The 12,935-nt window shown below is 68.8% G+C and carries 5 protein-coding genes; 3 read left to right on the plus strand and 2 right to left on the minus strand.

Going from position 1 to position 12,935, the window contains the following annotated elements; translation table 11 throughout:
• Nucleotides 1-5,040: immunoglobulin-like domain-containing protein (locus KY572_RS09045; RefSeq protein ID WP_224242136.1), on the plus strand; the 5,040-nt coding region annotated here is incomplete at its 5' end.
• A 19-nt stretch (nucleotides 5,041-5,059) separates the two neighbouring features.
• Here the strand turns inward: KY572_RS09045 and KY572_RS09050 are convergent.
• Nucleotides 5,060-6,829, minus strand: a complete 1,770-nt coding sequence (locus KY572_RS09050) for an ABC transporter ATP-binding protein (protein WP_407659930.1) — start codon at nucleotides 6,827-6,829, stop codon at nucleotides 5,060-5,062.
• 110 nt (nucleotides 6,830-6,939) lie between these two features.
• Here KY572_RS09050 and KY572_RS09055 point away from each other — a divergent pair, with 110 nt between their 5' ends.
• Nucleotides 6,940-7,788 (plus strand): aldo/keto reductase, encoded by an 849-nt coding sequence (locus tag KY572_RS09055; protein ID WP_224242138.1) that lies wholly within the window; start codon nucleotides 6,940-6,942, stop codon nucleotides 7,786-7,788.
• A gap of 39 nt (nucleotides 7,789-7,827) precedes the next feature.
• On the opposite strand, the gene KY572_RS09060 is transcribed toward KY572_RS09055, so the two are convergent.
• The gene (locus tag KY572_RS09060; RefSeq protein ID WP_224242139.1) at nucleotides 7,828-8,694 is read right to left on the minus strand and encodes an AAA family ATPase; all 867 of its coding nucleotides are present in this window, start codon (nucleotides 8,692-8,694) and stop codon (nucleotides 7,828-7,830) included.
• A 234-nt stretch (nucleotides 8,695-8,928) separates the two neighbouring features.
• On the opposite strand from KY572_RS09060, the gene KY572_RS09065 reads away from it, so the two are divergent.
• Nucleotides 8,929-12,933, plus strand: a complete 4,005-nt coding sequence (locus KY572_RS09065; protein WP_224242140.1) for a TOMM system kinase/cyclase fusion protein — start codon at nucleotides 8,929-8,931, stop codon at nucleotides 12,931-12,933.
• Nucleotides 12,934-12,935: the final 2 nt, after the last annotated feature.

Here is a 12,935-nt window from a genome sequence, read left to right on the forward strand (position 1 = left end):
GTGACGACCACCCAGCAGGGCAACCCGAACCAGCCGGGACAGATCATCTACACCTACTCGGCCACGGATCCGTCGGGCAACACCGTCGCCTCACCCGTCACCCGCACAGTGACAGTGAACGACAATACGCCGCCCACGCTGGCACTGCTGGGTCCCGCCACCCAATCGCTGGAGTGCGGCACGCCGTACACCGACCCCGGCGCTACGGCCAACGACGCCTGCTTCGGGGATGTCACCAGCCGCATCGTCCGCACCGGCTCCGTCAACAGCTCCTCGCCGGCCAGCTACCAGCTCACCTACAACGTGACGGATCCAGCCGGCCAGAGAGCGTCGGCGGTCCACCGCACGGTGAACGTGAGCGACACCCTGGCCCCGGCCATCACGGTGCTTGGTGCGCTCACCCAGTCGGTGCAGTGCGGCAGCGGCCCGTACGCCGACCCCGGCGCCACGGCCACCGACTCGTGCTACGGCAACCTGACGGCGGCCATCGTGGCCTCCGGCAGCGTGAACTCGGGCGCGGCCGGTAACTACACCATCAGCTACAGCGTGACTGACCCGTCGGGCAACTCGGCGACTTCCGCCGATGTGCGCACCGTGACGGTGGTGGATGACCAGGCTCCGAGCATCACCCTGCTCGGCCAAGCCAACTCGGGGCTGGAGTGCGGCACTCCGTTCACAGATCCGGGTGCCACGGCCAACGACGCGTGCGCCGGGGACCTGACGAGCCAGATCTCCAAGTCGGGCTCGGTGGACCACAAGGTCCCTGCGGCCTACACCCTGCAGTACACCGTGAAGGATCCGTCCAACCTCACCGCGACGGTGAACCGCATGGTGACGGTGAGCGACACGCTCCCGCCGACGCTGATACTCAATGGCTCGGCGACGCAGGCAGTGGAGTGCGGTGGTCCGTACACCGATCCGGGGGCCACGGCCACCGACGTGTGCGCGGGCAACCTGGACGCAGCGGTGCAGGTGGCCGGCGCGGTCAACCCAGCCGTGGTGGGCAACTACAACGTCTCCTACACGGTGTCCGACACGGCGGGTCTCACCGCTGGGCCAGTCAACCGCGCGGTGACCGTGAGCGACACGCTAGCTCCCACCATCGCCGTCAACGGCCCGGTGGACCAGACGTTCGAGTGCGGATCCACCTATGTCGATCCGGGCGCCACGGCCAGCGACCAGTGCGCCGGCAACCTGACGTCCGCCATCGTGGCCACTCGCACGAATGACCCGGCGAACCCGGGCACCTTCACCATCACCTACAGCGTGACGGATCCGTCCGGCAACAGCTTCACCTCGCCGGTGGTGCGCACGGTGCACGTGGACGACGACGACCCGCCGACCCTGATCCTCAATGGCCCGGCGCACCAGAGCCTGGAGTGCGGCACGCCGTACGTGGATCCGGGCGCCACGGCGAGCGACGCGTGCGACGGCGACTTGACGGACGATATCACCCGCAGCGGCTCGGTCGATTCGGGCATGCCGGCCGACTACACGCTCATCTACAACGTGGCGGACTCGTCTGGGAACAGCGCCCCGTCTGTCAGCCGCACGGTGCAGGTGGCGGACACGCTGGCCCCGAGCATCACTGTCAACGGCCCGCTCAATGACACGTACGAGTGCGGCACCACCTACGTGGATCCGGGCGCCACGGCGACCGACGCATGCGACCCGTCGGTGACGGTTGTCGCCACGCAGACGACCAACCCGAACCAGCCGACCAACTTCATCATCACCTACAGCGCGACGGACACCTCCGGTAACACGACGGTCTCGCCGGTCACTCGTACAGTGACGATGAACGACACCACGTCGCCGTCCATCGCGCTCAACGGCCCGGCCAACCAAACGGTGGAGTGCAGCCCGGACGCTTACCAGGATCCGGGCGCTACGGCGACGGACCTGTGCGTGGACCCGGTGCCGGTGACGGTCACCGGCTCGGTGAATATGCGCGTGACCGGCAACTACACGCTGAGCTACACGGCGCAGGACACGGTGGGTAACATCTCGCCCACGGTGACCCGCAGCGTGCAGGTCGTCGACTCGACGGGTCCGATCATCACTCTCAACGGTGAGGGCGCCGTCTACGTCGAGTGCAAGAGCGAGTATGTGGATCCGGGCGCCATGGCTGCGGACTTCTGCTCACCGACGACCAGCCTCACGTCGACGTCCAACGTGAACACGAATGTGCCGAATGAATACCTGGTGACCTACACCGCCGGGGACGAGAGCGGGAACACGAGCAAGGCCGAGCGTCACGTGAACGTGATGGACACGCTCAGGCCGGTGATCTCGGTGGTGGGGCCGCCCGAGGTGGAAATCGAGTGCGGCATGCAGCCGGACCTGGGCGTGAGGGCGCAGGACGTCTGCTACGGCGACCTGACCGCCAACATCGTGGCCACCCCGGCCACATTGCCAAATGAACCGGGCAACTACACGGTGACGTACTCGGTCACGGATCCAGCCGGCAACAGCACCATCGACGGCGCCTCGCGCACCTTCAGGGTGGTGGACACGACGGCGCCGGTCCTAGCTCTCGATGGCCCGAGCAAGGTGTTAATCGAGTGTGGTTCGGACTACTTGGACCGCGGGGCCCTGGCCAGCGACATCTGTGCTGGCGATCTGTCGAAGGCCATCGTGACGACAGGCACCGTCAACCCTCAGGTGCCTCGCGTCTACACGATCACCTATAGCGTGGCGGATCCGGCAAGGAACCCTGCGCCTCCAGTGTCCCGTACCGTCGAGGTGGTTGACCAACAGCCCCCCAAGATCTCGTGCCCCGACCCCATCGTGGTCGAAATCGTCGAGGGCGACGGAGCCACCGTCACACCCCAGCTCGCCCTGGCCACGGATGTGTGTGACCAGGAAGTAAGGGTCAGCGACCCCACGGAGGCGCACTTCCCACTGGGCACCACGACCGTGACGTACACGGCAATGGATGAATCAGGGAACACCGCGTCCTGCACCTCGAGCATCACCGTGCTGAACGGTGCTCCCCCGGACACGTTCATCGTCTCCGGTCCTCCCGAGGAGACCGAGTACACGGATGCTTCCTTCGACTTCAATGCCTCCAAGTCCGATGTGACCTACGAGTGCAGTCTGGACGGCGCCGACTTCCGAGAATGCTTGGAGAGCACCCTCTTCACCGAACTCGCAGAGGGCGAGCACACCCTGCAGGTGCGTGCGAGAGACAGCGCGGGCCGCGTGGACCCCACCCCCGCTTCTGCCTCCTGGATCGTCCGGCCTCCTTTAGTAGAGGAAGTGGACCGAGCCTTTCTCGGTGGCGGACGTGGCTGTTCCTCCACGGGGAGCAATCCGTCGTCGCTGGCCATGATGGGGCTGGGCGTGTTCGCGGCCCTGTGGGTGCGGAGGCGCTCGGGCGCGCGCCTGCTCGTCCTGGCCGCGCTGCTCCTCCATTCCCCGGCCCACGCGCAGTCCCTGGGCATCCCCACGTTCGAGCTGGAGCTCCTGAAGCTCAATCCCAGCGGCACGGGCTCCCTGGTGGTGGGCACCGGCGAACTGCTGCCGGAGGGGGCATACCGTTTCTCCCTCACCACCCACTATGAGAAGGATCCCCTCGTTCTCTTCCAGAACGGCGAGCGGCTGGGCATCGTGGTCCGCCACCGTGCCACGGCTCACCTGTCCGCGGCTTATGGCCTCTGGGGCCGAGTCGAGCTAGGAGCGCAGGTGCCTCTGCTCCTCCTCCAGCGGGGAGAGGACCTGACGGAGCATGGAGTCGGCAGGCCCGAAGGAGGTGTTGCCCCCGGTACGCCTCTGTTCACCTTGCGCCTGAAGCTCCTCGCCGAGAGAGAGGAGGATCCAGTGGACCTCGCGCTCGGGGTTCATGCTGGTCCTGCCCTGGGACGTGGCCTCGCGCTGGCCCGTGAGCTCCGTGCCACACCCACCGTCATGGTGGGCCGCCGCTTCGGCTTCCTTCACGCCGCCATCGATGCCGGCGTCCGGCTGCGCTCGCGCACCATCCTGAGCCCGGATGCGAACATCCAGGATGAGATCGGCCACGCGCTGAGCCTGGGCGCGGCCCTGTCCACCGTGGGCGAAGGTCTCCGCGGAGAGATGGCCGTCATCGCCTCGGTGCCCTTCGGTCGCGAGGGCTCCTCGGTCGAGACCCTGGCCGGCGCGCGACTGCCAATAGGAGAGTCGCTCGAGGCATACAGTCTGGCGGGCCTGGGCTATGGCAATGCCGCCGGCACTCCAGACATCCGCGTGCTGCTGGGCGTGGCCTACGGCCGTACGAGTCCCGCCTGTGTCATGGGTGGCAAGCACGAGCCTCAGTCCTGCCCGGATCTCGATGATGACGGAGATGGAGTGGCGAACCGGGACGACCGGTGCCCACTCGAAGCAGGCCCCATGGACAACCAGGGCTGTCCCCCGCAGGACATGGATACGGATGCGGACGGCATCGATGATGTGGCGGACGTGTGCCCGGCCGAGCCAGGACTCGCGGTCCTGAGAGGCTGTCCCGCGCGGGATGCTGACTTTGACGGAGTCATGGATGGGGAAGACGCATGCCCCTCCGAGAGCGGCACCCCCGAGATGCTGGGCTGCCCCGGCATGGACATGGACCAGGACACGGTGCAGGACTACGTGGACAACTGCCCGGATGTGCCAGGACCCGTGGACAACCAGGGCTGTCCGATCGACGAGAAACAGCTCGTCGCCATCCAGCGTGGCCGCATCGAGATCAAGGAGACGGTCCACTTCGACTACAACAAGGCCACCATCCAGCCCCGCTCCTATCCGCTCCTGAACCAGGTGGCCCAGGTCCTCGTCGAGCACCCGGAGATCCTCTCCGTGACCATCGAGGGCCATACGGACAACAGGGGCACGGACAGCTACAACCAGAGCCTGTCCCAGCGGCGCGCCGAGTCCGTGCGCGAATACCTCGCCAAGAGAGGCGTGGCGCGCGAGCGCATGGTCGCCAGGGGGTTTGGGGAGTCCCGTCCCGTCCAGCCCAACACCTCGGAGGAGGGCCGCGCGGCCAACCGCCGCGTCGACTTCATCACCCGCTACACACAGTAGCGGGCAGTGACGTCTCCGCTCAGGCGGCCACGAACTGCCGCTCCACGAGCCGGCGGTAGAGGCCGTCCTGGCCCATCAGCGTGGAGTGGCTGCCGCTCTGCACGACGCGGCCGCCCTCCAGCACCATCACCCGGTCCGCGTCCATCACCGTCGACAGGCGGTGGGCGATGATCAGCGTGGTGCGGCCCTTCATCAGCCGATCCAGCGCGTCCTTCACCAGGTGCTCGCTCTCGGCGTCCAGCGCGCTGGTGGCCTCGTCCAGGATGAGCAGGCGCGGATCCTTCAGCACCGCCCGGGCGATGGCCACCCGCTGCTTCTGCCCTCCCGACAGCTGCACGCCGCGCTCGCCCACCAGCGTCTTGTAGCCCTCCGGGAAGCGAGAGATGAAGTCGTGCGCGTTGGCCGCCCTCGCCGCCGCCTCCACCTCCGCGTCGCTGGCGCCCACCTTGCCGTAGCGGATGTTGTCCGCGATGGAGGAGGAGAACAGCAGCGGCTCCTGCGCCACCACGCCGATCTGCTGCCGCAGCCACTCCGGATCCAGCGTCTTCAGGTCCTTGCCGTCCAGCAGGATGCGCCCGCCCTGCGGGTCATACAGGCGCCCCAGCAGACCCGCGATGGTGGACTTGCCCGCACCCGAGGGGCCCACGATGGCCACCACCTCGCCCGGCTCGATGCTCAGGTCGATGCCCTGGAGCACCGCCACGTCCGAGCGCGCCGGATAGCTGAAGTGCACGTCCTGGAGCTGCACGCTGCCCTGGGTGCTCGCCAGCCGCTCGCCGCCCGAGATGGGGATGGCGGGCTTGCGGTCCAGCAGCTCGAAGACGCGCTCGGCGGCGCCCGAGGCGCGCATGAAGTCCGCCCACAGCTCCGTCAGCGCGCCCAGCGCGAACGCCACGAACATCGAGTAGACGAGGAACGACGTCAGCCCGCCCACGGTGAGCTTGTCGTCCAGCACCAGCCGGCCGCCGTACCAGAGCACCGCCGTCGCCGCCGCGAACCCGCCGAAGGAGGCCACCGCCATGAAGGTGGAGGACTGCCGGATGCGGCCTCGGGCCAGCGCCAGGGCCCGCTCCATCGCGCCGCGGTAGCGCTCCACTTCGCTCTTCTCCGCCGCGAAGGAGCGCACGGTCCGCACGCCGGACAGGCTCTCCTCGGCCACCTCGTTGGAGGCGGCCAGCGCGTCCTGCACCTCCTTGGACAGCTTGCGCACCCGCCGCCCGTAGGCCACCGCGCCCACCGCCACCGGCGGCACCACCGCCAGCATCACCAGCGTGAGCACCGGCGAGGTGTAGAAGAGCATCCCGATGCCGCCCAGCGCCTGCGCCGCGTTGCGCAGCACCATGGAGATGTTGGAGCTCACCGTGTTCTGCAGCACCGTCGTGTCCGAGGCGAGCCGGTTGGTGAGCTCTCCCGTCTTGCGCTCGTCGAAGAAGGCCACCTCCTGGGACATGAGGCTGGCGAACAGGTTCTGCCGCAGCCGCGTCACCACGCGCTCGCCCGCGGTACTGAACAGGTAGTAGCGCAGCGCGACCGCCAGCGACTGGATGGCCAGGATGCACGTCATCCCCAGCGCGGCGCGATCGATGAGCGCGCGATCCCTCGCGCCGAGCGCCTCGTCGATGATGAGGCGCATCGCCTGCGGGTAGAGCAGGCTCATGCCGCTGCCGATGGCGAGGAAGAAGGTGCCGGCCAGCAGGGTGCGCACCTCGGGGCGTGCCAGGCTGAGCAGTCGGCCCAGCGTCACCTTGGGCGGAACACGGGAATTGGGGGCTTTCTCCACGGCGCCCAGACTAACGCGGGTATGTCGGGTGCGCAGCGCTTCTGTCGGAGAGCCGGCTGCCGTCCGAGCGGTGGAGTGCTAAGCCTGCGAATCGCTTCATATGAAGAAGGTGGAGGTCCATGGAGAAGCACGTCTTCGGCATCACCTCGGTGGAAGTCCCCGTCATCGGCCAGGGCACCTGGCAGATGGAGAATGATGATCGCGCCGGTGCCATCCGGGCCTTGCAGGTGGGGCTCGAGCTGGGAATGACGCACGTGGACACGGCGGAGCTCTACGGCCGTGGCCGCGTCGAGGAGTCCATCGTCGCCGAGGTCATCGCCGGGCGGCGCGACGAGGTGTTCCTCGTCTCCAAGGTGATGCCCTCCCACGCCACCTATGAGGGGACGCTGAAGGCCTGTGAGAGCAGCCTGCGGCGCCTGAGGACCGACCGGCTGGACTGCTACCTGCTGCACTGGCCGGGCTCGCACCCGCTGGAGGACACCATCCGCGCCTTCGAGAAGCTGGTGAAGGACGGGAAGGTGCGCTCCTGGGGCGTGAGCAACTTCGGCGTGCCGGAGCTGGAGGAGGCGGTGCAGCTCGCCGGGCCGGGCCGCATCGCCTGCAACCAGGTGCTCTACCACCTGGAGGAGCGCACCATCGAGCGCAACGTCCTGCCCTGGTGCGAGCGCGCCAACATCGCCGTGGTGGGCTACAGCCCCTTCGGCAACGGCAGCTTCCCCACCCCCGAGAGTCCCGGAGGCCGCGTGCTGGCCTCCATCGCCAAGGCGCACGGCGTGTCTCCCTACCAGGTGGCGCTGCGCTTCCTCATCCGCCGCCCCTCGCTGTTCGCCATCCCCAAGGCCAGCCGGGAGGTGCACGCGCGAGACAACGCGGCGGCGGCCTCGCTCCACCTGTCCGCGGAGGAGCTGGCCCGCATCGACGCCGCCTTCCCCGTGGGGCCGGACACCGGCGATCTGGCGATCATCTGACGCGCGGCGGCCTGCCTCGAAGCGGCGCCGCCACGAGCCTCACGAGGGCTCGGTGGCCCGGCTCCGCCACTCCTGCGCGTCCTGCTGCGTGGCGTTCACTCGCACGGAGCCGTCCTCGGTCGAGCGCGAGAGCAGCCGCACCTCCTCCGGCTGCACGTACTCGAGCAGCTCGTAGGAGTGCGTCGCGATGAGGACCTGCACCGGCGGCGTGTCCTGGGTGCCGATGGTGAGCCGCCGCAGCACGCTGGCCACCTCTCCCAGCATGCGCGGGGGCAGTCCCCGCTCGGGCTCGTCCACGGTGAGCACGTCCGGCATCGGCGACTGATACGGCAGGAGCAGGAACGCCAGCAGGATCAGCACGCTGTCAGCCACCTGCCAGGGCGTGAACCACAGGCCCGGCTGCCAGCGATCCCGGAACCGCAGCTGCTGCGAGCGCGGCCCCGTCTGCTGCAGGCCCACGTCTCCCACGTGCGGCACCAGCCGGCAGAGCTGTCCCACCACCCCCTCGCGCTGCGCGGGCCCCAGCGAGGCGAAGACGCTCGCCAGGTTGTCTCCGTTGGGGCTCAGCGCCGTGGCGCGCCCCAGCGGGCTGTCTCCTCGCAGCGCGCTCAGCTCCAGCGTCAGCCCCTGCACCGAGTGGCCATGCATCGACCACGAGTCGAGCTCCGTGATGGGAAACCGCAGGCTCACGTGGTTGCCGTCCGCGAACTTCCACTGCAGCGAGATCGGCTGCGTCGTATCCAGCCGCCAGTAGTCCGAGTGCTCGCACGACATCCGGTACTGCATCCCCTCGAGCACCGACGTCTTCCCCGAGCCGCTGGGGCCCACCAGCACCGTGAGCGGCGTCAGCGACAGATCCACCTCCTTGAGGCATCGGAAGTTCTCGAAGCGGACGGCGCGGATCATGGAAGAACCCCCTCCAGGTGTCGGACACGGTGCAAGCTCGGGGAATAGCTTACAGGTACATTCGATATTTTACACTGGGTTGGAATTCTCGTCCAATAGGGAAATCCGCTGGTTCGGTGGGGTGGTGAAGACCCAGCTGTCCTGAATGCCAAGAATCCAGAACTCGACAGTTCTGTTGGGCGCGGAGTTCAATGGAGCGGGCTGTACTCACTCTGTTCCCCGAAGGAAGTCGCATTGGATCCCATCATCCCGGGCACAGTTTTCCAGGGGCGCTACGAAGTCCTCTCCAAGCTGGGAGAGGGAGGCTTCGGTCAGGTGTACCGGGCCAGGCAGCTGGTCACCCAGCATGAGGTGGCGATCAAGGTCCTGCGGGCCCTGCACACCACGAATGACACCCACATCGCGCGCTTCCACCGCGAGATGCAGCTGTGCGCCCAGCTCTACCACCCCAACATCGTCCGGCTGATCGACTCGGGGAAGGCGGATCCGGACGTGCTGTACACCGTCTTCGAGTACGTGCCGGGACGGACGCTGACGGATGTGCTGGCGGCCGAGGGGGCCCTGCCAACCTGGGACGCCGCCCACCTGATGCTCCAGGTGCTGGACGCGCTGGCGTGCGCGCACAACAAGGGCGTCATCCACCGCGACCTCAAGCCGCAGAACATCATGGTCACCACCACGGGCGTGCGGCGCAATGCCCTGGTGCTGGACTTCGGGCTGGGCACGCTGCCCACGGAGAACCAGGAGGAGCTGGCGAAGATTACCCAGACGCGCGAGGTGCTGGGCACGCCCACCTACGCCGCGCCGGAGCAGCTCCGGGGAGACCCGGTGTCGGCGCGCTCGGACCTCTACTCCTGGGGGCTCATCTTCCTGGAGTGTCTCACCGGGCAGCGCGCCGTGGACGGGGCCACGCTGCAGCAGGTGCTCTTCAAGCAGATGGGGCCCGAGCCTGTCGCCATCCCCGCCTGGCTGGAGAACCACCGGCTGGGCCGGCTCCTGCGCAAGGTGACCAACAAGAACCTCGAGCAGCGGGACGTCTCCGACGAGAGCGTGATGCGGGAGCTGGAGGCCTGCACCTCCGAGGGCTGGCCGGTGAACGAGGCCGGCCCCCGCTCGCCCGCGCCCGCGCAGTTCCCCGTGCCGGACACGCTGCCCTCCTCCCTCGAGGGCGAGCGCCGACAGCTCACCGCCGTCTGCTGCAGCCTGCGCCTCTTCACGGGCGAGGCCGCGATGGACGAGGAGGATCTCGACCGGCTGCTGCGCACGCTGCACTCGAGCTGCGCCGACGTCGCCCGGACGTATGACGCCCACGTGGGCAGCATCCTGGGCGAGTGGATGCTGTTCTACTTCGGCTACCCCCGAGCCCAGGAGGATGACGCCCGGCGCGCGGCCCGGGCGGCGCTGGAGATGAGCGCGCGCATGGAGCAGCGGGCCACGGAGCTGGCGCGCGAGCACAAGGGACGCCTGGACTTCAAGGCGGGCATCCACACCGGACTGGTGATCAGCCAGGAGGGGCGCTCCGGCGGCTACCGCGGCCTGCCTTCGCTGATGGGCACCACGCCCAACCACGCGGTGCGGCTGGAGTCGCGGGCCGAGCCGGGCTCCATCCTCGTGAGCGAGGAGACCTCGAAGCTGCTCCGGGGCCACTTCGCCCTCGAGTCCGTGGCCGCCAGCGGGGGCGGCGCCGCTCAGCCCACGTTCCGGCTGCTCCACGAGTACAAGGGGCCGGCCACGCCGCAGCCCCAGGAGGGCCGGCTGTACGGCCGTGACCAGGAGCTGGACTACCTCCAGCAGCGCTGGTGGCAGGTGACCGCGGGCACCGGGCAGAGCATCCTGCTCACCGGCGAGCCGGGCATCGGCAAGTCGCGGCTGGTGCAGGAGCTCATCCGCCACGCCCGGGGCACGCCGCACACGGTGCTCGAGTCGCGCTGCGTCCCGGAAGGTCGCAACAGCGCCCTGTACCCCATCGTCGACCTGCTGGAGCGGCTGCTGGGCGTCAGCCGTGACTGGAAGCCGGAGCAGATGATCTCCGCGCTCGAGGCGCTGCTGTCCCAGCACGGCTTCGAGCTCAAGGAGGTCATGCCGCTGTTCCTCGGGCTGCTCTCCGTGAAGGGCGGCGCGGACCGCTACCCGCCGCTGGATGTCGCTCCGGCGAGGGTCAAGGAGCTGACGCTCGATGCGCTGGTGGGCCTCTTCTTCGAGATGGCCCAGCAGCAGCCGCTGCTGCTGCTCGTGGAGGATCTGCACTGGTCGGACCCGACGACGCTGGAGCTGCTCTCCCACTTCGTGAAGGAGGTCTCCACCGCGCGCATCTGCCTGGTGCTCACCGCGCGCCAGGAGTTCACCGCGCCGTGGGCGACGTCGCACCACCTGCAGCTGAGCCGACTGGACCGCAAGCGCATCGAGGAGATGGTGGGCGGGCTCATCCAGAACCGGTCCGTGCCGCGCGAGGTGATGGACCAGCTGGTCAACCGCACCGACGGCGTGCCGCTCTTCGTGGAGGAGCTGACCCGCATCGTGGCGGAGGTGCTGCCGCAGCGCGGGGAGACGCCCTCCAGGTCGTGGACGCCGTCCCACATCGCCATCCCCACCACGCTGCGCGACTCGCTGATGTCGCGCCTGGATCGGCTCGGGCCCGCCAAGGAACTGGCGCAGCTCGCCTCGGCGCTGGGCCGTGAGTTCGGCTACGACGTGCTCAAGGCCATCTCCATGCGCGAGGAGCCCACGCTGCAGCAGGAGCTCAAGGCGCTGGTGGACGCGGACCTGGTGCACCGCCGGCGCGGCGTGCGCAACCCCACCTACGTCTTCAAGCACGCCCTCATCCGCGACACCGCCTACGAGTCCATGCTGCGGCCCGTGCGCCGCCAGGTGCATGCCGGCATCGCGGCCACGCTGGAGGCGCACTTCCCGGAGCTGGTGGAGACGCGGCCGGACCTGCTCGCGCTGCACCACTCCAGCGCGGGCCAGAAGCGCCAGGCCATCGCCTACGCGCAGAAGGCCGGTATGGCGGCGCTGATGCGCTCGGCCAACCAGGAGGCCATCGCCTACATCACCGAGGCGCTGACCTGGCTGGATGTGGCGGAGGACCCGCGCGAGCGCGCGCAGCTCGAGCTGGGGCTCAACGGCGTGCTCACCCCGGCGCTGATGGCCACCCGGGGCTGGTCCGACGCGCGCATCGGCGAGCTGGTGGAGCACTCCCAGGAACTCATCGACCTGCTGGGAGACAGCCCCCAGACGATCCCCACGATGTGGGGGCTCGCGCTCTTCCACCTCACCCGAGGCAACCAGCTGCGCGCCCAGCCCCTGGCCGAGCGTCTCATGGCCATCGCCCGGCAGGCGCAGAGCGCCGACCTGGAGATGATGGCGCGCAACCTGATGGGCAACAGCGCCTACACGCAGGGCCGGTTGCAGGAGGCGATCGGGTACTTCGAGCGGACGCTGTCCGAGTACGAGCCCGCGAAGCACCAGGCCCTGGCCAGCCTCTACGGGCAGGATGCCCGGAGCTGGGGCGAGGGCTTCATGGGCTGGCTGAAGTGCCTGACGGGCTACGCGGATCAGGCGGATGCCCACTCCAGGCGCTCCGTCGAGTGGGCGCAGGAGATGAAGCACACCAGCAGCATGGGGCTCACCTACCTCTATCGCCTCAACGTCCTGCAGTGGCGCGGCGAGCGTGACAAGCTCATCGCGGAGGCCAACGCCGGCGAGGAGCTGCTGAAGCGGCACGGCCTGCCGGTGCACGCCCTGTACTGCCTGGCGTTCCGCGGCTGGGCGACGCGGGAGGCGGAGCCGCTGCGCCAGGGGCTCGCCATCCTCCAGGGGGGCGGTCTGGACCTGGGGATGACGTACTACAAGAGCATGCTGGCGGAGGTGGAGCTGGAGGCAGGCAGGCCGGACGTCGCGCTCCAGATCGTCGAGGAGCTCGCCACCTGGGGCCGCTCCGTCGGCGAGCTCTACGCGCTGGCGGAGCTGATGCGCATCAAGGGCCTGTGCCTGCGCGCTCGCGGAGAGAAGGACGCGGCGGAGGCCATGCTGAAGGAGGCCATCGGCATCGCCCGGGAGCAGCACTCACGGCTGCTGGAGCTGCGCGCCGCGAGCTCGCTGTCCGAGCTGCTGCGGGAGCGCGGCCGGGCCCCCGAGGCCCGCGAGCTGCTCGCGCCCCTGGTGAAGAGCTTCACCGAGGGCTTCGAGACGGCGGACTACGTCCGGGCGAAGGCGTTGCTCGGAGAGCTCACCGCCTGAGC

Source organism: Hyalangium gracile, assembly GCF_020103725.1.
GTDB lineage: Bacteria > Myxococcota > Myxococcia > Myxococcales > Myxococcaceae > Hyalangium > Hyalangium gracile.

What these genes read in the sequence shown, in the direction of transcription:
- KY572_RS09055 (WP_224242138.1), top strand. Translation starts at nt 6,940, where the DNA reads ATGGAGAAGCACGTCTTCGGCATCACCTCGGTGGAAGTCCCCGTCATC.
- KY572_RS09060 (WP_224242139.1), bottom strand. Translation starts at nt 8,694, where the DNA reads ATGATCCGCGCCGTCCGCTTCGAGAACTTCCGATGCCTCAAGGAGGTG.